Origin of the sequence: Planctomicrobium mucosum (genome assembly GCF_051466335.1) — a bacterium.
Taxonomy (GTDB): Bacteria; Planctomycetota; Planctomycetia; order Planctomycetales; family Planctomycetaceae; genus Planctomicrobium.
In genome coordinates this window covers 893,138-918,712 of sequence record NZ_CP195793.1, presented here as the reverse complement: position 1 = coordinate 918,712, position 25,575 = coordinate 893,138, and the positions used below count along the sequence as shown (strand labels likewise).

19 protein-coding genes are annotated in these 25,575 nt (G+C 52.8%); 8 read left to right on the top strand and 11 right to left on the bottom strand.

The features are described 5' to 3' along the window. Positions 1 to 127 precede the first annotated feature (127 nt). Together SH668x_RS03750 and SH668x_RS03745 are read right to left on the bottom strand one after the other, a co-directional pair. On the bottom strand, positions 128 to 1,315 hold the full coding sequence (locus SH668x_RS03750) for a PQQ-binding-like beta-propeller repeat protein (protein ID WP_437187359.1): 1,188 nt from the start codon (positions 1,313 to 1,315) through the stop codon (positions 128 to 130). After that, the gene (locus SH668x_RS03745) at positions 1,282 to 2,460 is read right to left on the bottom strand and encodes an iron-containing alcohol dehydrogenase (protein ID WP_437187358.1); all 1,179 of its coding nucleotides are present in this window, start codon (positions 2,458 to 2,460) and stop codon (positions 1,282 to 1,284) included. The genes SH668x_RS03750 and SH668x_RS03745 overlap by 34 nt, the downstream gene beginning before the upstream one ends. A gap of 249 nt (positions 2,461 to 2,709) precedes the next feature. Between SH668x_RS03745 and SH668x_RS03740 the strand changes: the two genes are divergently transcribed. The 3 genes from SH668x_RS03740 (at position 2,710) to SH668x_RS03730 (ending at position 5,981) form a co-directional block, all read left to right on the top strand. Continuing rightward, positions 2,710 to 4,620 (top strand): Hsp70 family protein, encoded by a 1,911-nt coding sequence (locus SH668x_RS03740; RefSeq protein ID WP_437187357.1) that lies wholly within the window; start codon positions 2,710 to 2,712, stop codon positions 4,618 to 4,620. A 108-nt stretch (positions 4,621 to 4,728) separates the two neighbouring features. Next, entirely contained in the window at positions 4,729 to 5,361 is a 633-nt protein-coding gene (ruvA, locus tag SH668x_RS03735; RefSeq protein WP_437187356.1) for a Holliday junction branch migration protein RuvA, read from the top strand. An 80-nt stretch (positions 5,362 to 5,441) separates the two neighbouring features. After that, positions 5,442 to 5,981, top strand: a complete 540-nt coding sequence (locus SH668x_RS03730; RefSeq protein WP_437187355.1) for a hypothetical protein — start codon at positions 5,442 to 5,444, stop codon at positions 5,979 to 5,981. Positions 5,982 to 6,038: 57 nt separating this feature from the next. Here SH668x_RS03730 and SH668x_RS03725 read toward each other — a convergent pair whose 3' ends face one another. From SH668x_RS03725 to SH668x_RS03715, 3 genes are all read right to left on the bottom strand, one after another. After that, positions 6,039 to 6,965, bottom strand: coding sequence for an inositol monophosphatase family protein (locus tag SH668x_RS03725; RefSeq protein WP_437187354.1), 927 nt, complete (start codon positions 6,963 to 6,965; stop codon positions 6,039 to 6,041). Further along, positions 6,962 to 7,840, bottom strand: a complete 879-nt coding sequence (locus SH668x_RS03720) for an ATP-grasp domain-containing protein (RefSeq protein ID WP_437187353.1) — start codon at positions 7,838 to 7,840, stop codon at positions 6,962 to 6,964. Before SH668x_RS03720 ends, SH668x_RS03725 begins: the two co-directional genes overlap by 4 nt. A 291-nt stretch (positions 7,841 to 8,131) precedes the next feature. Continuing rightward, positions 8,132 to 9,721 (bottom strand): hypothetical protein, encoded by a 1,590-nt coding sequence (locus SH668x_RS03715; protein WP_437187352.1) that lies wholly within the window; start codon positions 9,719 to 9,721, stop codon positions 8,132 to 8,134. Between the two features lie 393 nt (positions 9,722 to 10,114). Here SH668x_RS03715 and SH668x_RS03710 point away from each other — a divergent pair, with 393 nt between their 5' ends. The 3 genes from SH668x_RS03710 (at position 10,115) to SH668x_RS03700 (ending at position 13,747) form a co-directional block, all read left to right on the top strand. Next, a complete protein-coding gene (locus SH668x_RS03710) occupies positions 10,115 to 10,615 on the top strand; it encodes a hypothetical protein (RefSeq protein WP_437187351.1) in 501 nt (166 codons plus the stop codon). A 232-nt stretch (positions 10,616 to 10,847) separates the two neighbouring features. Beyond that, complete coding sequence (gene aroB, locus SH668x_RS03705) at positions 10,848 to 11,993, top strand: 3-dehydroquinate synthase (protein ID WP_437187350.1); 1,146 nt, start codon at positions 10,848 to 10,850, stop codon at positions 11,991 to 11,993. Between the two features lie 35 nt (positions 11,994 to 12,028). Next, positions 12,029 to 13,747 carry a fatty acid CoA ligase family protein gene (locus SH668x_RS03700; protein ID WP_437187349.1) on the top strand — a complete coding sequence of 573 codons (1,719 nt, stop codon included), beginning with the start codon at positions 12,029 to 12,031 and terminating at the stop codon, positions 13,745 to 13,747. Here SH668x_RS03700 and SH668x_RS03695 read toward each other — a convergent pair. The 4 genes from SH668x_RS03695 to SH668x_RS03680 form a co-directional block, all read right to left on the bottom strand. Next, positions 13,668 to 14,213, bottom strand: coding sequence for a hypothetical protein (locus SH668x_RS03695; RefSeq protein ID WP_437187348.1), 546 nt, complete (start codon positions 14,211 to 14,213; stop codon positions 13,668 to 13,670). The two genes, SH668x_RS03700 and SH668x_RS03695, sit on opposite strands and share 80 nt — an antisense overlap. Positions 14,214 to 14,270: 57 nt before the next feature. After that, positions 14,271 to 14,687 (bottom strand): Minf_1886 family protein, encoded by a 417-nt coding sequence (locus tag SH668x_RS03690; protein ID WP_437187347.1) that lies wholly within the window; start codon positions 14,685 to 14,687, stop codon positions 14,271 to 14,273. A gap of 108 nt (positions 14,688 to 14,795) precedes the next feature. Next, positions 14,796 to 15,671: a PSP1 domain-containing protein gene (locus tag SH668x_RS03685; protein ID WP_437187346.1), complete on the bottom strand. Its 876-nt coding sequence runs from the start codon at positions 15,669 to 15,671 to the stop codon at positions 14,796 to 14,798. 163 nt (positions 15,672 to 15,834) lie between these two features. Beyond that, complete coding sequence (locus SH668x_RS03680; RefSeq protein WP_437187345.1) at positions 15,835 to 17,796, bottom strand: YjhG/YagF family D-xylonate dehydratase; 1,962 nt, start codon at positions 17,794 to 17,796, stop codon at positions 15,835 to 15,837. A gap of 479 nt (positions 17,797 to 18,275) precedes the next feature. Here SH668x_RS03680 and SH668x_RS03675 point away from each other — a divergent pair, with 479 nt between their 5' ends. Together SH668x_RS03675 and SH668x_RS03670 are read left to right on the top strand one after the other, a co-directional pair. Continuing rightward, the gene (locus SH668x_RS03675; RefSeq protein ID WP_437187344.1) at positions 18,276 to 19,583 is read left to right on the top strand and encodes a diphosphate--fructose-6-phosphate 1-phosphotransferase; all 1,308 of its coding nucleotides are present in this window, start codon (positions 18,276 to 18,278) and stop codon (positions 19,581 to 19,583) included. A gap of 356 nt (positions 19,584 to 19,939) precedes the next feature. Then, positions 19,940 to 21,127 carry a TlpA family protein disulfide reductase gene (locus tag SH668x_RS03670; RefSeq protein ID WP_437187343.1) on the top strand — a complete coding sequence of 396 codons (1,188 nt, stop codon included), beginning with the start codon at positions 19,940 to 19,942 and terminating at the stop codon, positions 21,125 to 21,127. Positions 21,128 to 21,260: 133 nt separating this feature from the next. Here SH668x_RS03670 and SH668x_RS03665 read toward each other — a convergent pair whose 3' ends face one another. Both SH668x_RS03665 and SH668x_RS03660 read right to left on the bottom strand, forming a co-directional pair. Further along, positions 21,261 to 23,606, bottom strand: coding sequence for a PVC-type heme-binding CxxCH protein (locus tag SH668x_RS03665; protein WP_437187342.1), 2,346 nt, complete (start codon positions 23,604 to 23,606; stop codon positions 21,261 to 21,263). Positions 23,607 to 23,665: 59 nt separating this feature from the next. Next, positions 23,666 to 25,216: a N,N-dimethylformamidase beta subunit family domain-containing protein gene (locus SH668x_RS03660; RefSeq protein WP_437187341.1), complete on the bottom strand. Its 1,551-nt coding sequence runs from the start codon at positions 25,214 to 25,216 to the stop codon at positions 23,666 to 23,668. Between the last annotated feature and the right edge of the window lie 359 nt (positions 25,217 to 25,575).

The window sequence follows — 25,575 nt, the reverse complement described above, 5'->3', positions numbered from 1 at the left end:
AAACCGCAGCGTTTCATTTTGAACCGCTGCGGTTTTTTCATTGGGGCTGATGCGACGCTGCTTGCTGTGAGGAATAGAAAGCCGACTCCAGCAAGATGCGAACGTCGCGACAATTCCGCATCAGCGTTTATCCGAAGCAGACGATCTGCCCGTTGTTTGATTCCGTCGCAATGACGAGACAATTTTCAGCAATGGCAGGTGAACCGATTACTGCCTGCTTGAACTGGTGCTTCCAGACTTGCTCGCCAGTCTCGATATCCAACCCGTACACGTTGCGGTCAGAAGAACCGAAGAAAACTCGGTCACCCACAACTACGGGGCAGGAATCCACTTTGCTACGTGTAGCGAATTCCCATTTCAATTCGCCTGTCATGCGATTCAAACAATAAACCCGCTTGTCCCGGCTTCCGATAATAACCAGATGCTCCGTCACTGCAGGAGATGACTGAATCTGTTGCTCGCGTCCAGGCACGGAGAATTGCCACAGGAATTTCTTCTGTTCCCAATCGAGCGCGAAGACGATCCCATCTCCGGTTCCAAAATAGAGGATCTTGTCGTAATACGCTGCCGAGCCGATCAGCAAAGAATCCAAGGGTATCTCGGTATGTTGCTTCCCAGCTTCAATATCGATCACACGGAAAATTGGTTGATCGCACCCAGCGGTGAATGTGTACTTCCCAGCGATACAGGGAGTCGCGTTCACAGGACCATGCGTGTCGACAGACCACTTCTGCTCACCACTCTCAGCGTCGAACGAATACAAGTGGCCGTCATGCGAACCGAAGATCACTTGATCATGAATTCGCTGGGCTCCTCCGACGATCTCTGCATTGGTCTCAACGTGCCAACGGCGTTTTCCCGTTGCACGATCAATTGCGTGAAAGCCCCCTTGATCGTCTCCAATGTAAACCGCTTGTTCATCAAGCGTCGCTGGAGCATTGAACCCCGGTGCAAAGCTGTTTGGCTCAACGACCTCGACCGAACGATACGTCCAGTGTATTTCCCCAGTCTTAAGATCGAGACAGTGGAAATCCCCACTGAGAGTCCCGATATAGACTCGACCTTTAGAAATGGCTGCCGTTGAGACGGTTCCATCAGGTGTTGTGAGAGTCCACAATTGCTTCAGTTCAGCCGGCAGACTGGTATGTGCAATCCCGGGGTTTCCGACCCCATTCCGAAAGGAAACCCATTGATCTTCGAGCTGCGCAACATCCTGAGCCTGTCCCCTCGATGGGATTCTCGCAGTAGCGAGCAAGCCGAACGTAGCAACTGCCGATGTTTTCAGGAAATCGCGACGATTCCGTGGTACGCGCACTGGTAAATCTCCAGCAATGAAGCTTCGTCGACGGGACGAGGGTTAAATTGTGCTGTCCATTGAGCAGCTGCCTCGGCAGCCATTTGTGGTAGGAGATCCTCCTCCACTCCACATTCTTTCAGGTTGGTTGGCTGCCCTGCTCGATCGACCATTGTCACCAGTCGATCACACAACTTGTTGATCAGTTGCTCATCGTCAATTTCGCCGATCCCTGCCAGTTGAGCCAGCCAGCGATACCGCATTTCCACACCGGGTTTCTGGGAGTTATAGGCGACCACATACGGAAGCAACGCACCGATAGCAATTCCATGAATGGTATCGAAGTGAGCGGAAACCGGATTCGCCAATGCATGCGTGGCCCCGAGCATCGAGTTCTCGATGGCAGCACCTGCGAAGTAGGCCCCTTGCTGCATTGCTCCGCGAGCCTGCAGATGGTCGGGTTGAGCAAGCACTTGTGGGAGCGCTGCTGTCAACAAAATCCAGGCCTGCTGGCTGAACATATGTGAGACTGCGTTTCCCTTTAACGTCACAAAGGTTTCGAGAGCATGACTGATGGCGTCAACTCCGGTCGCTGCTGTCACTTTTTGCGGCATTGTCAGCGTGAGATCCGGGTCGAGTATCGAGACGCAGGCAAGTGCTTTTTTGTCTCCGCACGCCATTTTCATGTGAGTCTCTTCATCAGAAATGACCGCGTAAGACTGCGCTTCGCTGCCGGTTCCTGATGTTGTCGGGATGGCGATGAACGGCAACATCGGCTTCGTTGCCTTACCGGTCCCTTTATAGTCCACCATCTTTCCGCCATTCGTCAGCAGAAAGTTGATCCCCTTAGCGCAGTCCATGCTGCTCCCGCCACCGAGACCAATCATCAGATCGACCCCCAGGTCTTTGGCAAACTGCGTTCCGCGATCAATATCGAGCGTGGTGGGATTCGGCCGAACATCATCGAAAATTGAGACCCGAATGCCAGCATCAGTCAGAGACTGAATGGCGCGTGCCTCGTGCCCTGCATCGCGGATTCCGGGGTCGGTCACCAGCAAGGCATGCGTTCCTCCGTATTGGATTGCCATTTCGCCAAGGCGGCTTGAAGTCCCGGAACCAAACAACACACGTGTTCTCGGATCAAAATCAAAGGAAGGATTCGACATTGGCAGATCTGGTGAAGGGTAAAAAACCAGCAAGGAAGGAGCGAATCTGCTTTTTCTCGGATGACGTTTTGCGGATACTTCTGTTACTAAATGGTATCTCGCGCTGTTCCCGCAGACCAGAGAAGTCTGGTCACTCCGTGAGAAAGCTCGCTGAGGTTTGAATGAATACTCAATTTCTTCATAATCGGAAGTGATCTCGAAAATTGAGTGAATCAGGATTCTTTCCCTTCGATTCGAAGAGAATCTGTCATGAAATCGAAGAACGATACGTACTCGACGGTTCCGGTTGGAATTGACCTGGGGACAACGTATTCCTCTCTGGCATACCTGACTCCTCAAGGTCACCCGGTGACTGTCGTGAACGCTGAGGGCGAACTCTCGACACCTTCGATCGTACTTTTCGATGGCAACGATCCCATCGTTGGAACCGAGGCATTACGACAATCTGTAGCGTCTCCCGAACGTGTTGTGCAATATGCCAAAAGACACATGGGCGACCCGAACAAATTCTGGCTCTTTGACGGTGTTGTCTATCGCCCCAAAGACATCTCCGCGATCATCCTGAAAAAACTGATCAACGATGCTTCCGAACAGTTGGGGGAAATCCGTCACGCTGTCATCACAGTCCCGGCACAGTTCAGCGATCTGCAGCGTCGTGATACTGTTGAAGCAGGACTTGCAGCGGGGCTGGAACGTGTCGACATTATTCATGAGCCCGTTGCAGCGTCGCTGTGCTATGTCCTCGCAGATGGAATGTGGTTTGCCGAACTGGCCAACGAGCAAACCGTACTCGTCTTCGACCTTGGCGGCGGAACATTTGACATCTCTCTCGTGAAATACAACAAGAATGAAGTCCGAGTCATCGCATCTGGCGGTGATCTCATGCTGGGGGGACTGGACTGGAATCGCGCCATCGAAACGTTTGCCTGCGACGAGTTCTCTCAAACCTCGTCCAGCGACCCGCGGCTTGATCGCGAAAGTATGCAAGGGATTGCGATTGAGGTTGAACAGGTCAAACGCAGCCTCAGCGTGCGTCCTAAATCGACTCTTACGATTCAACACGATGGACGGCGTAAAACGATTCCCCTCGAGCGAGTCAAGTTCGAAGAGTTGACGGCGCATCTTGTGAACCGTACTGAAACCATCACCCGAGAAATGCTCAAGTCCCATAAAATGGGCTGGGCCCACGTCGATACCATTCTGGCAACCGGTGGATCTTCTCGGATGCCGATGATTCGAAGCATGCTGGAGCGAGTCGGTGGAACAACTCTCAATCAATCTCTTTCACCAGATCAATCGATATGCCATGGCGCGGCGTACTACGCGGGGATGTTGCTCACTCAACACAATCGAGAGCGAACACATCTCGCTCAGGCTGCCGTCGGCCGTTTGTCGACGTTTCGCCAGAATAGCGTCAGTGGACGTTCTCTAGGGATCCTCGTTCGCGACCTGCAACACAACGAATATCGACCTCAATATCTTCTTCCAGCGAACACTCCGCTCCCCTGTGCGTTTCGCCAGAGATTCGGAACCGCTCGGCAAAACCAGAGTCGAGTGCAGCTGAAGATCGTCGAAAGTGGAGCAAATCCGACAGATCCGCATCTCGAGCTGGGAGAATGTCTGATCGAAGAACTGCCCCCCGAGTTGCCAATCGGCTCGCCGATTGAGGTAACGATTCGCTACGACGAACAGGCCATTGTGTCTGTTGAAGCCGTATTACTCGCGAACAATGCTCGGGTCAAAACAACTCTAGTCAGGCCCACGCTCTCGGAAACTCCAGACGCTGAACCTGTCCCCGTGAAGCCTGCAGATGAAAATCTCGCATCGAGACAGGTGTCAATCTCTGTCGATCAGAGCGCCAAGGTCGTCAAAGCCCCGTTACCGGCAGCGATGATTCCACCTCCTCTTCCTCCACTTCCACCAAGTCCACCTAGTAAAAAATTAGAGCTGGATCCCTTCGAAGACTCGGATAAACCAATCCCGCTTTGCAATGCCTGCGGGGAGATTTTGAATTCGCAGATGGTCTGCCCCGCCTGCAACACACCTGCACGCAGGATACGCCCCAAATCCGTATTTCGCCCGCCCGCGGCTGGTGAGAACGCGATCATCCCGGAGAGGATGACGAAAACTCCCGGCGAAAATCGCGGAACCATGCCCTGAAATTAACTGCCATCTGCAACTCTGTACTTTCTCGCTGGGGGTCCGGGGGAGCAACCTGCTATTCTTCCGACAGACAGCGATTTTTGGATTACACGGAGTTCAAGGAAGATGATCACCCGAATCACAGGAAAACTCAGCGGCCTCGGTCTTCAGGAAGCGTTCATCGATGTGGGCCATCTTGAATACGAAGTGCTCATTCCTGAAATCGTTCGTCGGCAGTTGCAATCTCAGATCGGGCAGAAAATCTCGCTCGTGACAATTGAGTATCTCGACGGCAATCCGCAAAAAGGACGACTTACCCCCCGACTCGTCGGCTTCCTGCACCCCGTTGAACGGGCATTCTTCGACTTGATTTGTCAGGTCGATGGTGTGGGGGTAAAGAAGGCGCTTCAGGCGATGGTGAAGCCGGTGCAGGACTTCGCAACAGCCATCGAGGAGCAGGATGTCCGCACACTCAGCACACTTCCCGGAGTGGGGCCAGCGGTCGCCGAGCGAATTGTCGCCAAACTCCGTCGAAAAATGGGACGGTTCGCCCTGCTGGTAGGTCAATCGCTCCCCAATAACGAGGCGGGGGGAACAAACAGCATTGCCAACGAGGGCTACGAAGCCTTGGTGGCTTTGGGCCACTCCGCGGTGGACGCCCGTCAAAAAATCGAAAGTGCCCTCGAGTCCAAGGCGAAAATCAAAACTGTCGAAGAACTGCTTCAACACATTTACATGCAGCAGCGTCCCGGTACCTAACACTGTCCCCGAGAGGTTCCCCTGCAGTTTTCAACGATTCGAAAGAGCGCCTCTCCATCAGGCCAGGATCGCATCGATCTATGCAAAGCACGAACGAGATGACACACGATTCCGATCATGACAGACAGCGGCGACTCTCCGGAAAGAATGTTGTCTTCGGAATGTTTGCGTTCGCTGTCTTGATGGTGGGTGCATTGTGGATCTATTGGGAACTCTATACTCGCCCGTTTCGCACGCTCCAGAACGCCATCGCGGCGGCATATCCGGATTGCCACCCACATGTCGTCGGAGGAAAACAGAAAAGCCACCTCGACGATCACCCAGACACATTGCGAATCACAGTACGCTTGCCAGCCACGCACTTCGATCCGTCTCAACAACAGAGTCAGAGTGAAGAGATGGCAAAGGAACTCGTCCAGCTGGCGGAAAACAACATTCTTCTGGATCAGTACGAACAGCTAGAGATCCATCTGACTCAAGCGGTTCCTGAACAAACCACTCGGCATTGGGGGCAGTCTCGACCGGTCGAAGAATGGCGAAAACTGGTCGAGAAGGAGTCGAGCAATGGTGACTCGCCGGACGAGATCCCCAGCGAAGCGACAAATTCACCGGCGCAATAAAACTCCGCATGAGGGAGCCTCACGCGGGGTTACACTTCGCCAGCATTTTTACGGGCTTTAGCTCTGATAGCGTATTGGGCTCCAGTCCTTCGCCAGCTCGCAGAGGACTTGCAACTTCTCTTCGGAGTCAGCGGTCGCGACGATTCCGGGAAGCCGTAACATTCCAGCGCGATCGTCCATCCAGGTTTCGGTGTAGTTAACCGGTTCGCCGTTGTGCACCCAGACAGAATTTCCCCCGAATCGCTTTGCAAGCTGCTGCGAGACCGGGTAGTCGTAAATGTTCGGGGAGTGAATCAGCGATCCTGCAAATTCGCCCGTCGCGAAGAAGGGATAAATGCTTCCCGGCATATCATCCGGAGCATATCCATGCAGGCCAGCTGCGGTCACCTGCTCCGCAACACTCGGATCATTTTTCTGGAAACCGATGACATAGATCTTCTTCGAATCCGGGCGCGATTCGCGAGTGAAGGTCGGCAGCTTTTCCAAACAGTCGAACGCGCTTACGGAAGTATCATCGGGCCCGCATTTCACGACGTCTCCATAGGCCTGAGTCCATGTCCCGTCAGGTCCTTGCTCCGGGGCGAAGACCAGTGAATAAATGACTTCAGACTGAGTACGTAAGTGCAGCATTACCGCATAGCCGTTCCCGGTGCGATCCTGAAAATACTTCGTACCGTCAATGGGATCCAAAGCAATACAAAGTTCGCTTTCACTGGCGAACGCCTCGAGATCACCGTTCTCTTCTTCTGCTTCAATTCGGCAATGTCGCAGAATCGGGGCTCGATCCCGTAATCCGGCGATGACGAGTTCCTGAACCGTCAAATCAGCCAGAGTGAGCGCATCGGTGTTGGAACTTCCTGAGGATTTTCCCTTCAATGCGATATTGAATGTACGCATCTTCTTGGCGATCGCCCCGGACCAGCGGAGAAGGTCTGGACTCACTTGACGCAAGGCGTCGATCACTTCTTCGAAAGGAGGTGTCATGTTCGTGATTCTTCTAAAAATGCAATGACGCGATCAGCGATTGGGATCTTCGTCACTTTTTCAAATGCCTGCCAGCCGGGAACACCGTTCACTTCAATGACGTAGCAGCCACCAACCGGATCGTACAATAAATCAATTCCAGCGAAACAGGCGCCGACCGCTGCTGCTGCTCGAATCGCAAGGTCGCATTCATTCTCTGTGGGGAGATGCAATGTCGCGACTCCTTTTCGTGCAACATTGGTGCGGAAGTCGGTCGGATTCGATCGCTGAATCGCCCCGAGGACTTTGCCATCCAACACAAGGACACGAATGTCGTACCCCGCGTGGGCAATATATTGTTGCAGATACAAAACAGACTGCGTTCGTTCCAGTGTGCGAAACACACGATGTGCCAGATCTGGATCGGATACTCGAACGATCCCCCGCCCCTCGGCTCCGAACAGGGGTTTGACGACGACATCTCCACCGAGTTGTTCGAACGCTTCCATCGCAGCTTCGGAGGATTCACCAGTCCAGGTACGGGGCGTCGGAAGCCCGTTGGCAGCGAGCTTGGAAGTTGTCAGAAATTTGTCGACAGCTGCTTCAATTGCCTTGGGAGGATTGAGAATAAAGGTCCCCTGGGCCTGCATTCGTTGCAGCACATCCATGCGAAAGACGACTTGCTCCAAAGACCCCGGAGGCATCGTCCGCACGATTACAGCGTCCACCTCTGCGAGCGAACTTTGAGGCGAAGATGTGGTTGTGAGTGACGAGTAAACAGCAGCAGCGAGCTGGCGAAAATCGACTCGCTCGCAGGAGTGGCCCCGTCGTATTGCCGCTTGCGTCAATTGCGAGACGTACCTACTCCCTTCATTGCCAAGTACTGCAATCTTCACAACGCTGCCCTGAGTTTTTTTATGGACTCTGATCAAGTGGAGACTCTGACACACAGCCGGAACTGTGGCAGAATCATGGTTCAAATTGATTTGAGAAACCAGTGTCACCGTTGAATCTGTCGTGGGGATCGAATCGACTCTTCGCATTGAGCGTCGTGCCCGATCACCGAGTGTCCTGATCAGGCAAAGTGTCTCCACCGGGGATGGATGCTCCCCTCGAATAAAAGCAAAACGTCTGGTCCTCGCAATCCCGGGGACCAGACGCTGCAACTAATTCTTCACGGATTGCAACTAAAAACCACCCTGTCCTTGAGCCGCAGCTCCCAATAAGACTCCAAGCTTGACGGTTCCAATGATTTGCTCAACAGGAACGTAAATTTCGGCCTGCAGTTGATTCTCTTCTGAACCGATTGCCACACCCACAAACGATGGCTTCAGATTTAAGCTGTTGACCATTCGCGAATCGACTTTGATCGGCATCTCGTCCAACTTTGAAATAAGACTGAGCGCTGCGCCGCTTTGACGCGGAAAATCGACGAACGCGAACAGATTCGCTTCCTTTGGCAGCCTCTCCCGATCATTCTGGAGTTCGTTGATTTTCCGGGTGGCCATTGATTTCACCAGCGACTTCATGGCAGCCTCGCCCCCACCGACAGTCGAGATGACTCGATCACTCTCGTAGAGATACCTACTGGAAAGGCCTTCTTTCCCCATAAACGTTTCGAGGAACTTACGCTGAGACGCCGTGTTCGCGTTGTCGTCCACAAACTCTTGCTTCTGCGTGAGTACATCCGCTTTGAACTCGCCGTAAGTTTCCGCATCTTTAATCAGCTCAACCGAAGTCTTGATGCCCGGGCTCGGCACCGACGCTGCAATCTCAGGTGTCAATCGAGCCATTTTCTTCATTTGCTCAATTTGATCCATTTCAAAAATGCTGATTGCACGAAACGCCCCTGAATTCGACTCAGAAATATTGAGGGCCATCACTGCCGTTCCAAAATTCGCAGTCTTGTAAGAATCGATCGCGGCTTTCAACTCCTCCTTAAGAGTCTCCTTGTCCACCAACTCCGACGACAGCTCGAGAGATTTGACAAACATCTCCTTGATTCCCCCACTAACCCCGACATAAGCCTGCTGTTTTCCAGGCAGGACGTTGAGGAGTGGCATCGAGCTTTGAGTGAGTCCGCTCAGGAACTTTGACGATTCCGATCCTTCGTTGAGAGAGGTTTGGCTCTTGATTGAGAGTCCGGCGTCATCCAGAGAGATCGTCAAAACTCCTTGATTGGCGTCCTTCAGGAACTGAAACGTTCCCTCCACAAACGACGCTGCTGTCGCTGAGTAATAATCTGAAGCAGCTTGAGGCATCTCCGCCTGCTGCATCGACTGAGAGACTCCTTTCAGAGCTTGATCCTCAGCTAAGTCCAGAAAGTCCTGATAGGCCTCTCGGATTCCATTTAGATTCAGGAAGACTGTGAAATCTCCTTCGTTGAAACGCTTCAAATTCGAAGCGTTTGCAGTCTGCGCAATCGATTCCTGAACTGAGGCAGCGATCGGCAAAGGTTCATCTGTTTCTTCTGAATAGATCACCCAGTTCTTTTTGACCTGGCTTTCCATATCTCGCTGAAAAGACTGCTGCAACTCATCCGCGTCAAGGGCTGGAATTGCAAAGACAACACGAGGAGTTGATTCTTTGGAGAGATAGACTCCCAGATACCAATCTCGGGTTTGGTCCACGCCAGCCAGTACAGGGACACCAATGGCCTGCCCCAAGAGAGATTCGGTCAGCCCGGAAAATTGATCACCCACACCGGGTTGAATCTTGTTCACGAACGAGATGACCTTGGATGCAGTCTGATCAGCTTCCCTCAGCCGAACCAGCACACTGACATCACTCCGAAAGTATTCGAGAGGGTTCTGTTGGGCTTGCGCTATCGACGAAGCCCCCAAACAGATTGCCATGCCAATGATTTGCCGAACAATCGTGATATTTCCCAGCTCTCGAAACATAGTGATTGCCACTTTCCTGTCGGTTTCATTGGTTCTTAAGAACTTTGCAGATCAGACACTCTGAGTTGTCGCCATGACACTCAAAACTGTCAATTCCGATCCACTCATCTTCACCGGTTCATGCAAAAATCTCTACAGACATCAAAATCCTCCTTTATTACAACAAAACAGGCAAGATATAACAGGCTGGCACTTTGAAGTTGACTTTCCGCTTCACATCATCAGGATCGAATTTGCGATCTTTGTTACTGAATTCACTGGAGCAAGATGATGAGTCGGTTTGCCTTTCTCTCGACGCTGAGTATTGCAGGTCTGATCTTCTCCGCAGGTCTTACAGACTCCGCAGATGCTGGCGGCTGGCGACACACCTATGGGAATGGTTACTACGCAAACTATTACGGTGGAGGTTGCTGCGGAAACAACTCCTATTCAACCGCTTACCGTGGAACGAGCCACGGCTACTCAGGTTGGGGATATGGCACGGGTTACGGCGGATGGGCCACTCCGAACTATCCATTTTACAGCAACGGAAACTTTTATAGCGGCGGGTATCGGCCATCGTACTCATACGGCCTATACAACAACATGTCGTACGGATCACCAGTTGGCTACTCAACCGGTTACGCTCCATATGGTTACAGCGCCGGATCAGGATACGATTACGCCCCCTACGTGGCCCGCCCAGTTTCCTCGATCAACACCGCACCAAGTTACACTGCCCCTTACGGCGCTTATGGTTACAGCTCAGTAGGTTGTGGCTGCCGCTAGAGCGACGCCGATCGAGGAATGACGCTCCTAATGCCGACGCACGTCGTCGCTGATCACTTGATCCTGCACAAATTCCCGCAGGCTGCGATCGAGAGAATTCCCTCTCTGTCGCAGCCTGTTTTTGTCTCTGGTATGCTCCGGTCATCCTCCACTCGACACGATTCCATTGGAATCGTTTTTGAACGGAGGAGTTTTCCGCAACTAGAGTTCTGTCGATTTCCCGGAGCCTGCAGTGCCGCTCATTTCAGAGGCTGATCACAACCGTATTGTCACCGTTTCGCTCAACGAGCGCAGCTACGATATCGTTGTTGGTGAAGATTTCCTGAATACATCCGGCACACGCGTTCTTGAATGGCTGGAAAAGAAGTTCGGGAGTGCGAAGGCTCCATCGGCTTTCATCGTGACGGACTCGAACGTCCTGCACCACGCTCATGTCGTTCAGCACAGCCTCAACCATGCTGGTTTCAGAACGACTCTGTTTGAGATGCCGGCAGGAGAACAGTCCAAGAGAATTGAAGTGATTCAATCCGCATGGGACCGGCTGATCGAATTTCAGGCGGACCGTCGCACTGTCGTCGTGGCTGTCGGAGGAGGAGTCGTTGGAGACGCAGCGGGGTTCATGGCTGCCACATTCACACGCGGCGTTCCATTCGTACAAGTCCCGACAACGCTCCTGGCCGATGTCGATAGTTCCGTCGGCGGGAAAGTTGGAATCAATCACCCTCAAGCCAAAAACATGCTGGGGGCCTTTCACCAACCGCTCGGTGTCCTCATCGACACCCGCTCACTGGCGACTCTTCCGGACCGAGAATACCGCGCAGGCCTTGCGGAGGTTGTGAAGTACGGCGTCATCCTCGACGCTGCCTTCTTCGATTTCCTCGAGTACAACACAAATGAATTGAACAACCGAGTTCCACAAATCGTGAACTTCGCGATCGCCCGCAGTTGCGAGTTGAAAGCTCTCGTCGTTGAGCAGGACGAATACGAACAGAGTGGGCTCCGTGCAGTTCTCAACTACGGGCACACATTCGCCCACGCGTACGAAGCACTGTTCGGATATGGTGAACTCCTGCATGGCGAAGCGGTTTCTGTCGGCATGCTTAATGCGAGCCGACTGGCTGAAAAGCTGGGGCTCATCTCCGCTGATGTAACGCAACGCCAACTGGAACTGCTCCAAAAATTGAAGCTGATGACCCAGCTTCCTCATCCGGAGAAAATCACTGCCGATGATGTTCTTGCGAGAATGCAGCTCGACAAAAAAACACTCGGTGGAAAACTTCGGTTCGTGCTTCCAAGCGAAATCGGACGAGTGAGCCTTGTAAACGATGTTCCCGTTGAACTCGTGCGAGAAGTTCTCGCCATCCACGGAATCAAATAACGATTGTGGCGTCGTAGGAAAGAACTCGACAGGACATGACGAACCGGCAGGCGACACCACTCTCCGTGAACATTTCTCAACGTCTCACTGAGCATGCGTCCCGCACGCCACATCAGCTGGCAATTGCTCAGACAACGACACGCCGCAGGGATGGCTCACTTGTTTATCGCACCTTGACGTTCGAGGAATTGGATAAACAGTCGGATCTCATTGCCGCGGGTCTCCTCGAACGAGGATTGACCCGCGGAATGAAGATGGTGTTATTCGTCCCGTTTGGAATCGAATTCGTCACTTTGACGTTCGCCCTATTCAAAGCGGGCGCGGTAATCGTGCTCATCGATCCAGGCATGGGACGAAAGAACATTTTCAACTGTCTCAAGGAAGTGAAGCCAGACGGGTTTGTCGCTGTTCCTGCAGTTCATCTGATCCGTATGTTCTCTGGGAAGGCACTCAGAAAAACTCGCTTCAATGTCTGCGTGGGGCCGAAACTTCCCGGAACCCAGACAACCTACCGACAGCTTCTCAAAACCGATCCTACAGGAATCTCATTTCGACGAGCGAACACGAACAGCTCCGACCAGGCAGCAATCATCTTCACGAGTGGAAGCACAGGCGCCCCAAAGGGGGTCTCGTACGAACACGGGATGTTCGATGCTCAGGTGCAGATGATCCAGAGCTATTACAATATCCAACCGGGAGAAGTGGACCTGCCTGGATTCCCTCTTTTCGGGCTGTTCAATGCAGCGATGGGGGTCACAACAATCATCCCCCACATGGACCCAACCAAACCAGCCAAGGTGCATCCGCCGAACATTCTGAGAGCGATCAACGACCACAACGTCACTCAGGCATTCGGGTCCCCCGCATTCTGGAACCGTGTCGGTCGCTACTGCATTGAGAAGAAGATCACACTTCCGACCCTCAACCGCGCCCTCTCCGCGGGTGGACCAGTCCCAACGCACGTCCTCAGGAAGATGGATAGGATTCTTGTGAAGCCAGGCGCCGGGTTTTTCACCCCCTATGGAGCCACCGAGAGCCTCCCAGTCTGTTCAATTTCCGCCGCCGAGGTATTGCAAGAGACAGCGATCAGAACCAGCCAGGGAGCGGGCACTTGTGTTGGAACTTCCTTTCCTGGCGTCGAAGTCAAGATCATCGAGATTACTGACGGCCCGATCGGTAACCTTTCGGAAGTCCGCGAACTGCCAGCGGGGGAGATCGGCGAAATCATCGTCTGCAGCCCGTCGGTCACGCGGGAATACTACCTTCATCCTGAAGCGACTGCACTCGCCAAGATCCCAGACGGAGCACGCTTCTGGCACAGGATCGGCGATGTCGGTTATCTCTCCGACGATCAGCATCTCTGGTTTTGCGGCCGGAAGGCACACATCGTCGAAGCGACTGGGGAACGAATGTTCTCAGTTTGCTGTGAAGCAATTTTCAACGAGCACCCTGCAATCTACCGATCTGCGCTCGTGGGGATTGGATCAAAACCAAATCAGATTCCAGTGATCGTGGCAGAGCCAGAAGCGGGACAATTCCCCACAACTCCCGGAGCGATCGAAGCGTTGAAAGCGGAACTCATCAAGCTTGGCTCAGAGAATCCTCTGACAGCCCGGATTCAGCACGTCCTGCTTCACGAAAGCTTACCCGTCGACACTCGGCACAACGTCAAAATTAATCGCGAGGCGCTGGGGCAATGGGCTCAGAGGGAACTTCCGAACGTGGTTGGGCAAGAATCTCGTCCAACTGTTTGAGTGATTCTTCCGATGCGGGATAAACCAAGGGTTCACCGTTGGGAAGCAGACTTGGTGTGACGTAGTAATTTCCGTGCATCGGAATACCGGGGTCCTCAACCTGACTGAGTGGGAACAGGTAGGTCTCCCCCACAACAACTCGGGTTTCTTTCAGGTTTCTGACGACAATTGGCTCACGGCTTTCGATGGTCCAACGCGCCCCATCAACCGGCTCGACTAACAGGCGAGAAACGCCATCATGCTTCTCTTCAATCACCTTTCCGACGACCACGTACTTTGAATCAATGATCTGATGAAAATTCAGCGTGACGGGGTTCGATGTAAACCAAGTCAGAACAGCCAGGGCAAGAATCCAGCCCGCCGCAATGGCAACTGCAGTACAAAGCGGAGAGGGGCGTTTGCGCGCCCGACTGAAATCCAGCTCGGAAACTGCTGATTGCGGAATGTTCGCCGGATCAGAGTGCATGCCAGCTTACATCCTATTCGTCAGCTAGGTAGAAGAAACCGAAGTTAAGAAACGAGGCTATAGGATTTTGGAGACGTCGATTCTGTAATCGCGATCCAATGCATGATCGAAGTCATACACGTCGACAAAATCGCTCAACTGATCGCGATCAGTCTTTCGCATTTCGCCACGTTCGATGAGTTCGAACACGATCTTGCCGAAATCGCCCGTCCCCTTGATTCCCCAATAGGCAAAGACGTTTTTACTGAGTAATCCGTAACGCTCCAGTGCCAGATCGCGGACGCCGTACAGCAATTCGGGACCGGAAATGTGCGCACGTTCATCGTTCAAGTCAGACACCGTGGGCCGCTTGAGCTTCTGCTGCGTATGATGCAGAGCTTCAAAGATAAATCGGTAGGCGTCCGCGTGAAACTTACTTCGCGGTGCTGCCGTCTGGCCTGTCGCACCCATCGCTTCGCTCCGCATGGTTGTCATCGGGAATCATTAACCCGCGGGTTTCAATTTTGAGAGAAGCCGAACAAAAACTTCTCGACACAAAAATCATAGACTGGAAAGCCCGAATGGGGAAAGTCCTCTATTCCATCATTCCGACATTTCGTTGGCTGGTCGATCAACTTCTGCCTGTTCTGCGCCTCCAGAGTTCTTTCCTCCGACGACAGTCAGCACGTCCGCAGCATCAATCATCATCCGCCGATTATCTTCGAAACTAACAAGCACTTTCTGAGCCAGAATCTCCTGAGCCAGAACTTTTCCCTGACCGTGCTTGGTCACAACGGTTTTACCCACTTTCGGTAACTCCCGTCGGTACTCTTCGTATGTGTCGTACTCATAACGCAAACAGCATTTGAGCCGGCCACAACGCCCGGAAATCTTGTTGGGATCCAGCGACGCCTTCTGCAATTTGGCCATTTTCATGGAAACTGGAGGTGTTTCCGTCAAATGCGTTCCGCAGCAGACAGGCTTGCCACAATCACCGTAATCGGCCAGTAATTTTGCTTCGTCCCGAATCCCAATCTGCCGCATTTCGATGCGGACCTGGAATTCTTTCGCGAGGAGTTTTACCAACTCCCTGAAATCTATCCGGACTTCAGAGAGATAGTAAACAATGATTTTTTCACCACCGAACAGATGTTCAATATCGACCACCTGCATGGCGATCGACTGCTGGGCGGCAATCCTCTGACACCCCTGGAAGATCTCCTGTTCGCGCAGAACGAGTCGATCACGAGTACGCTCGTCCTCAACTTCGACCAGTCTCAGGATTTTCCCGGAAGACTCCGCTTTTCCGAGGTACTCACGGGTCCGATCAGTGGCCTCACAGAGCACTTCGCCCCATTCGGTTCCTCGATGACTACGCACGATGATCTGCGAGCCGCGCGCATAGTCTTCGCCCGACTTTGTTGCGAACTCCGCAACCAGTCGGGTTGTGCCGTATCGAACTACGTAACGTTTTGCCATTGATCTTCTTCAGTCGCAGGCTCATCGAGCCTGAAAAGCTTCATCTCGTCAGCAGAAGAGCGATCTTCCGATCACGCTTCTGATGCAGCCTAATCTTCGGGGCAATTCTTGAACAGTTCGCTTGAACCACAGCCAACACGCATCAGCAAAACAACATGCAACATTACCTCTTCAGAGCCCGCTCCAACGCGTCAGCGTCGTAAACGCAGCCCCCCCAAGTTCCCCCTCCAAGTTGTTGAAGCAGCGCCCACAACTTTGTGTCGCGCGGGAGTTCTGGGTCAGGCAGAAGTTCGATGCTGGGTTGGCGAAGCGACAGAACTGCAGCCCCCTGCTCTGGAGTCAACACCTCGTCTTCTGAACCGATGAAATTGATCTTCCCGGTCAGATTCACACAATCGATTTCGACCTCGATCAAATCCCCGTCCGCCAACTTTCCAATCGGGCCCCCAGCCAATGCTTCCGGTCCAACATGTCCGATACAGGCACCGGTGGAAACACCCGAGAATCTCGCATCGGTGATGACAGCGACCTGTTTGCCCCATTTCAGGAATTTAAGTGCTGAGGTGATCTGGTAAATCTCCTCCATTCCGGTTCCGAGTGGACCACGACACATCAGGATCAGAACGTCTCCTGCTTTCACCGGATTTGGACCGCGTCCTTTGATCGCAGCAATGGCAGCTTTCTCGCTGTTGAATACGCGTGCTGGACCTCGCTTGCGATACACACCATCTGGATCAACGACGCTTGCATCGATCGCTGTGCTCTTGATGACAGCCCCTTCCGGAGCAATGTTGCCAACAGGGAAGGTGACAGTGCTCGTCAACCCTGCCCCCTTTGCCTTTGCCGGTGGCAGAATGACGTCATCCGGATCGATTCCATCTTTCTCTTTCAGCAACTCTCTGAATCGCTGACGGCGTTCTGATGTCTCCCAGTCTGCGAGTACGTCTCCCAATCGACGCCCATCGCCTGCGAGTGCATCAAGCTTCAGTAGTCCCAGCGACCGCATATGCAGCATGACTTCAGGGACTCCTCCCGCGAGGAAGACGCGAACAGTTGGATGTCCCACAGGACCATTCGGTAACACGTCCACGATCCGCGGTGTCAGTCGGTTGATAGCACTCCATTCTTCCACCGTGGGGCGAACCAATCCTGCTTCGAATGCCACAGCCGGAACGTGTAACAGTAAGTTCGTTGATCCTCCGAACGCTGCGTGAATCACCATCGCATTGTGCAACGCATCGGGAGTTAACAGATCATGAATGGTCAGCTTTGCATCGATCATTCGTGTCACCGCTCGAGCAGATCTGACCGCTCCTTCCAACCAGACAGGCTGTCCTGAAGGGGCCAACGCGGTATGCGGCAACGACAACCCGAATGCTTCTGCGACCACTTGTGACGTGGCTGCCGTTCCAAGGAACTGACAACCTCCACCGGCAGAACCACAAGACCGGCAGCCCATCTCGGCAGCGTATTCCAGTTCGATATCGCCCGCAGCAAAGCGAGCCCCGATTGTCTGAACCTTTCCAGTGTCCTCACCAAAGGTCGGGGGCAATGTGACCCCACCGGGGACAATCACACACGGAAGGTGGTGCATACCGGCCAATGCAATCATCATCGCGGGCAACCCCTTATCGCACGTCGCGACGCCGATCACCCCTTTTCGAAGTGGCAAGGAACGGATAAGCCGCTTCATCACCACCGCAGCATCATTGCGGTAGGGAAGACTGTCCATCATCCCCGTGGTCCCTTGTGACCGACCATCGCAAGGGTCGGAGACATAGGCGGCGAACGGAATCTTTTCCAGTTTCGTCAGTTCCCTGGCAGCAGCCTGCATCAACAAACCAACTTCCCAATGCCCGGTATGGTATCCCAGAGCAATTGGCTTTCCGTCTTCTGCTCGAATCCCCCCCATGGTGCTGAGAATCAGCACTTGGTCCCGGAGGAGTTGTTGCGGGTCCCACCCCATCCCTGCGGATTGGGTCATTCCAAAAATGTCTCCGCTGGGGCTATTGGCCAACATTTCAGCGGACAAAGGCAATGCCCCCTCAGGACCATCGCCATGAGTTTGAATCGAGTAGATTTCAGCGGGAGAGAGCGAAAAAGATTCAGCTGGGGGAGCGGACATATCGAGCAACTTAGAAAAGATTCTATCTGGAGCGGAGGGAATTGCATTATCCTAGCTAGATATGTCCCCCGAGAGAACAGACGTCGGCACTCCCCGCACTCAACGCGATCTCAGTTCACCATTCGCCAGGGCACCAGATTCCAACGCTGACGCTCCTGGTGATATCTCGATTTTTGCCCACTCCGCAGCGAGGCACCGCCAATTTTGCAGAGCATTCGCAACTGTCGATCAGAGCCGAATGAGTCGGCCGCAGATTCAATCGACTACCAGGACAATTCCCATCCGCAAACTCTGATCCAACCGCGATTTGAAACTCTCGTTCAATGCATTCTAAAAACCATTGAGGTGAGCCTTTCAAATGACGATTGTAGGGACAAGTGAAATTGTGCACCCTATTTCAAATGATGTGTAATTTGCTTAAACTCCGCACTTGCTGACGTTACATCATCATGAATCAAGCATCTTGAGAACACGGTCCCATGGCTAAAAACATGATCGTCGCCCAATCGGGCGGTCCATCTCCTGTTATCAACAACACTCTTCGTGGGATTGTCGAAACCGCGAAACAGATGAGCGAAATCGACACTGTTTACGCTGGCTGGCACGGCATTGAAGGGGTACTCAAAGAAGAACTCCTCAATCTGACCGCACAAGACCCGATGGAAATTGCTCTGCTTCGCACCACTCCAGCAGCGGGTTCAATCGGCACATGCCGATACAAGCTGAAAGACAAGCAGACTGAAGATTTCGACCGCATCATGGAGATCTTCAAAGCTCACAACATCGGTTACTTCTGCTACATCGGCGGAAACGACTCGATGGACACTGCCAACAAAGTCGCAAACATGGCCCGCGAGCGCGGACTGGATGTTTGCGGCATCGGAGGTCCAAAAACAATCGACAATGACGTCGGTGACAGCGAATTCAAGCTGGTCGACCACACTCCAGGTTACGGATCAACCGCCCGTTATTGGGCTCATTACGTCCAGCAGTCCAATGAAGAGAACAACGGATCCTGCCCAGCAGATCCTGTGCTCGTCATGCAGGCCATGGGCCGAAAAATCGGATACATCCCGGCAGCAGCCCGTCTGGCTGACCCGCACCGTGAAATGCCACTGCAGATCTATCTCGCCGAGCGCAAAGTATCGATCGACCAGATTTACGAGAACGTCTGCAAAACGCTGAAGGAGCACGGTCGCGCGATGCTGGTCGTCAGCGAAGGTCTGGAAATCGAAGGCCTTCAGATCCCAGAAGAGTTCATTGTGCGTGACTCATTTGGTCACGCGATGCTCTCTTCCAGCAAGATCACCGTTGCTCAGATGCTGACCAACGCTCTGAATGAGCGTAAATTGCCAGTCAAGGGTGCAGCACGTTGCAACGTCCCGGGGACTCACCAGCGTAACGACATGGCGTACGCTTCGACCGTCGACCTGGAAGAGTCGTACTATGTGGGCCAGAAGGCGGCCCTTCTCGCTGCTGCTGGCGAACACGGCTACATGGCGACAATCCTTCGCGCGGACTGGAACAACTATCGCCCAGTCTACGACAAAGCACCACTCTCCGAAGTTGCCGAGAAGGATCGTCACTTCCCATCCGAGTGGATTTCGGCCTGCGGAACCGACGTGACCGATGAGTTCGTAAAGTACGCTCGTCCGCTGATCGGTGATAACTGGGTCAGCGTTCCAATGATCGATGGCCGCATCCGCCTTGCTAAGCTGAACACCAGCAAGGAAATGTTTGCCACTCAGAAGTTGCCGAAATACATTCCTCAGACTGACCGCAAATAGTCGAACTGAAGAATCGAGATTTCAGAAAGCCTCCGGAATGTTCCGGAGGCTTTCTATTTTGATCACTCCATCACTGCAGACTCTTGGAAAGATCGCTGGAGCAATTCAGGATCGAGACCATTCGGCAGCATTTCGGTCGCGACAAGAGGTGGATTTAGACCCCAAAACCTGCCATCTCAGAAGCTGACTTTTCTATCGCTTTATCTGCTCTTGCAACGATTTTCCACTAGGAATTCTGACTGTCTGATTTACTTTGAAATCGTGTTGAATGACGAGTTCCGACCTCCACATTGTCACCACAAGTGTGATCCAACATCCAGAATCGGGTCACCCCTGTGTTGAAGAAAGCACGTTTCATGAAATCTCTGAGAATTGCTCTACTCCGGAAGCTCCTTCTGATTGCTGTTGCTGGCAGCGTGATTTCGGCACCAGCGATGATCTCCACACTGAAAGCAGATGATCCACCTTCAACGGAAAAGAAAGCAGACGAGGAGAAGAAGGAAGAAAATCTTACGGTCGCTGAGAAAATCAAGAACCTTCAGCTGTCGTTTCGCAAATCATTGCAGACCATCGGGCAGAGTAAAAAGCCCTCAGAAAAATTCCTTGCATTAATTGCTGAGTCCAACGAAATCCTTCAGGAAACAAAAGACCCTGCAGAAATCAAAGCCCTGATCCAGTTTCAGTCAGTCTGCATCAATTTCATCAAGCAGGTTGAACCTCAAGTAGCAGAAACGGCCAAGTCCGACCTCTTCGAGAAAATCGATGGTCTCGGCGATCCAAGCCTGACCCAATTCGCCAAGATCAAGTTTCTCGAAGGCGAATTGCAATCGGCGTCAGCCCCCAGTGCTCTGAATAAACTTCTGGAGCAGAACAAGGAACTTCTCGATTCCGCATCGATTGAAGAGAAATCCAACATCGTTCAAATCGCTTCTAGCATCGCTTCCAGCAATCCGAACACCGATGAGGCAGTAGCAACACTGAAATCGCTGCTGCCGATGGTGGAAGGAAGTGAGAGTCCCATTGCGAGCCGACTGAAACGTGGAATTGAAGGGACGATCCGAAGAATTGAACTCCCCGGGAATGAATTAGAATTAAAGATCGAAAAAACATTCTCCGGAGAAGATTTCGACTGGAAAGCACATCAGGGGAAGGTCGTCCTGATCGACTTCTGGGCAACGTGGTGCGGCCCCTGCATTCGTGAATTCCCAGAGATGAAGAAAATTTACAAAGCATACCACGACAGTGGCTTTGAAATTGTGGGAATCAGCATTGATGCTGATAAAGCCGACCTCGAGAAGTTTCAGGAAGAATGGAAACTCCCTTGGACCATCCTGCACGACGATCGAAATCTCCCGAACGGCGAAATTACCAATGCCGCTTATTACGGAGTCAACTCGATTCCCCGAATGATTCTCGTGGGGCGCGATTTCAAAGTCATCTCGACCAATGCCCGCGGTAAAGAACTGAAACGATTGCTCAAAGAGCAGTTCCCCGACATCACACTTCCTGAAGACGACAAGGAGGCCGAGAAGGAACCAGAGTGATCTTCCCCGGCGAGCCTAAATCAAGCAGCGAGAGCCCGTGACAAATGCGCGTCACGGGCTCTCTTTTATTGATCATTGCTGGCATCGGACCATCTAGATCCACTGCACGAATGATGACACTCTCAAGTGAAGGTCACTTCAATGACTCAACGTATGCAACGAGATCCGCCAGTTCCTGCTCAGTCAGTTGCTTCACGACTTCGTTTGGCATAATGGAGACATCGGACGCCTTCATCTCCTCGACTTCGTCGATTCCAACCTCAACGGATTGCTCGACACTGACACCTAGTCGAATCCCTTTGCTTGATTCAGAAAGCACAATTCCAGAAGCAGTACGCCCGTCTGTCGCCAGGACCACATACGGGGCGAATCCTCGAGCAAAACTTGCGCTGGGATAAAGGAGTGCCTCGAGCAAGTCGAGTCTCGACCTGCTCTTACCGATGGTGGAGAGATCCGGTCCAATCAATCCCCCTTCACTCTTCACGCGATGGCACTTCGCACACGCTCCACGTTCCGAATTAAACAGTTCGCGTCCTCGCTCGACCTCTCCTGCCGGAAGGTTCTGAAGAACCTCGACGAGATGTGCCTGATCCGCTTCACTGAGAGGTGTCCCGCTGCCTGCTGCAGGAATCTCCACCCATCGCTGTTCTGAAAGATCGACATGCGGGCGCCGTAACTGCTCAAGAGCATCAGCTGCAGCGAGCTGTACATCCGGATCTTGGTGAAACAAGCCAGCTCCGACAGATTCGCGATCTCCAGATTCGATCAGGCAATAAACAAACGCGTGGCGCCAGTTCAAATCATTGAAATGTGGTGTCACCAACTGATACAGGTCGACTGCTAATTCACTGCGATCGCTGAACATTCTCCCGAGAGTCGCCAACGCCCCCTTCGACTCTGCAACAGTCCCTTTCTGGACCAGATTCAAGAGCGACTGGTATGCGACCTCTTCCATGTCCCCCTCGACTCGCTGCGAATACAGAAGATTCCGCAACGTCAGAAGGCGAACTTCCTCGGATTGATCCTCAAGCCCACCAACGAGGAATGCAGCAGCCTCAGGGTGAAACACACGTGACAACACCTGAATCCACATCAACCGGTCTTCAAGATTCTTCTTGACGATCTGAGCAGTCAACTCGTTCGCAGTTTCCAGATTCCAATTGGCATTCAGCAAATCGGCAAGTGCCTGGACGGCCCGTTGCTGAACTGCTGGACGGTCGACTCCCAATCGATTGAGAAGGTCTTCGGCAGTCGCGTTTTGCCAATCGAGCTTCAGACCACGTGAATCGTCTACGACAGCGGCGTCGGATCGTCGAACGCGATAGATCGCTCCCTTCAGATGAGATTTCGCCACCTGAGACTCTGGACATCCGATCCGAAACCAGCCTCCGGTATCAATCACCAAAAATGATCCATCCGCATCTTGAAGCACATCTGTCGGATGAAAGTCTGAACTCGTCGACACCAGAAAATCTTCCACCTTCTCAGTGGCATACCCTGAACCTTCAGTTCGGAGCGTCACCAGTGAGAGACGATTCGAATTGAACTGGGTGACAAGAACTTTCTCAGCTTCATTCTCTTTCAATTCCGCGTTTTCAATCAGGCAAAGTCCGGATACGGCGACGTGTCCGAAATGGTGAACTTCCTTGAGCAGCGGCCCCGTGCGAATGAATTCCGATTCGAGATTCTCGACGAAGTCTTCCCGAGGATAAACACCACCGTACTGCCAGTTGACCAGGCAATCTCCCCGCGGAGTTGAATACAACAAATTGACAGTCCCCAGCATCTCTCCACGAGGAGTAAAAACCACCTCGACGGGATTATCCATGCCCCCAAGGCTGAAGGTCTGCAGATCGGTTCCATCGAACTTGCAGCTGAAGATTCGCGAGGCTTTTCCACGACTGACAAGATTCCCAGCGGCATCTTGAATTTCGTGTCCATGCCGTCCATCGCACCAGTACAACCGGTCGTCCGGGCCTGAAAACGGACCATGGATATCCGCTGCATTTCCGGTATACCCAAAGTTTCCAACAAGCTTCACTCTCTCATCCGCGACCCCGTCACCATTGGAGTCCGTGAACTTCCAGATGGCTCCGCTGGAAGCAACATAGAGAGATCCCCGGTGCCACAAGCAGCCCTGAGGAAACGTCAATTTGTCAGCAAAGATAACGGACCGATCGAACCTTCCATCGCCATCGGTATCTTCCAGTCGCTGAATGTAGTTCGGCAACTGGGCCTCCAGTTCGCTCCGCTCCAGATTCATCCCGGCATTGGCTGCGAGATACAAACGCCCTTCCTCGTCAAAGCACCCCATCAAAGGATGATTGACGAGAGGAGCCTCGGCTACGACCTCAACGGTATAGCCATTCGGAACACTCATATTTGCAATGAGGTCGTCGTCTGCCAGTACGATTGAACTCCAAATCATCGAACCAGCGACAAGGACTTTTGGTAACCGTTTTCGAAGACATTCAAACATCTCATGACACCCTTGAAGGCGGAAACTCTCTATCGGGGGAGTGAGTCCAGAACGCGGTTCTATTTCAAAGCACGAGCAAGCAGATTGATCATCATCTGCTGCACTCGGTCATCTGGACCGTGTGGACGACTCCAATGCGACCAAGGCAGGACGTGCCCGGGGGGCGAACTGAGCCCCTGCGCCCAGAAGATAGTGGACGCATTAAAAACAAAATTCTCTTTCGGCCCCGGATAGATTGTTCCGGTCCACTCCTGAGGAACGGTTCCCCCTTGCCACGCTGTCCCTCCGGCGACAACCTCCAATCCCGGAATTTCCGGAGCGTCACCATGATACTCCCAGCCAATCAGCCCCGGAATGCTATCACCGTTCTGTACGCCTGCATTTTCGAACATCCAGTGATCAGCGTTGAGGACGGTCCAGTCTCCCCCACCATTCACCGGTTCGATATTTCGACCACCCATCAAATAGCCTTCATCAGGCCCACGATGAGGGAACGGGCCGTGTTCGCGGTCTCGGTCGACGGCATACTTGTAATCGCCTCCGTACGGACCACCGCGGAAGATAATTCGATTGGGATTGCCCGAACTACTTTCGCGAAATGGAGTCACCCAGCACACTGAATTCCCAGACAGGAAGAGAAGATTGACGCCTGCATCACGCATGGCGACGACGCTGTTGTACTGCCGAATGTCCCAATACTCATCATGCCCGACACTGAGAAACGCCTTGCATTTCAAGCCACGGTCAGGCGAAATCAAATCTGAGTTCGAACAGTAAGAGACGTCGTACCCATGCTGTTCAAGCCAATACGCAAGCGGGAACTCCAAAGGGAGAAACTCGCCAGAACCAACAGTGAGTGGATCGTTGACGACCCCGTCGAATTGAGCTTCGCGTGCATAGGGACGATCGAAACTCACATCCGCCCAAGGTCCCTGCACACCCTTTGGATGCGTATAGACGGAGTAGTTATTCGGCCATGTATTATAGGCCTGCCAGGTATTGTCGGAGCACTGGAAGAGAATGTCGGCCGGACGTTCATCGCGGACAATAAACACCACGTAGCTTTGCCAGTAGGACTCTCTCCCCTCAGGAATCGTCGTGAGCCTCCCCAGATAAACTCCACTGAGCCAGTCTTCAGGGATTGTCAGCTTCAAGCTCGGATTCCAGCGGCACTCATGCAGATTTTTCTCGCCCGGTTCCGGAGTGGCCTGCACTTCACCTTGGATCCCTTCGAATTTCTGGACCAGACGGGCTCCACGCCCGTTGTAGTACCCCATCCGAAAGATCTCGAGATCAAATTTTCTCGCTGGGTTTGTCGAGACGAAAATCTCAACCTCATCCCCGGCCTGAACGCTTTGCTTCGAACAATATCCTTCCACCCAGATTGACCGGTATCCGCTTCCATCCACTCGAACGCGTGTTAGCTGCCAGTCTCTGGCTCCTTCTTTCTCGTTCTCGATCTGAATGCGATTCTTGCCTGTATCGCCATTACCGTTTTCTCGGTCATCTGCAAGAAGTTGCTGACTGGAAATAGCGGCGATCGAACTCGCTACAACAGTCGACTTCAAAAAGTCTCGTCTCGGGATATTTGGTGAGGCCGGATCAATCATCGGAAGGTGTCTTTCAGGCGAGACAACGGAGAGGAGAGCAGTGCGAAGTATGTCACGACTCTCGGTTGATTGCCACCAGACATCGATCTTGGTTGATGAGCAATTCGGATCAGAGCATCGCGATTCCCTTCCCCCATCCGTTCCACCCCCGGAGGCGCAGCGAACAATTTGAGGTTAGAGTCGATCGAAATCCATCGAACTTGACGATTTCACCGCCACTCAGGTGATGGCCACTTTGCTCATTTTTTGCAAACAATAAATACCCCCAAAAAGAAGTCTCTGTTCGATTGTAACTCAAGCAAACTTATTAAACCGATAATGGCGGACCCGCAATAAAATCACATTAAAACCAATTAAAT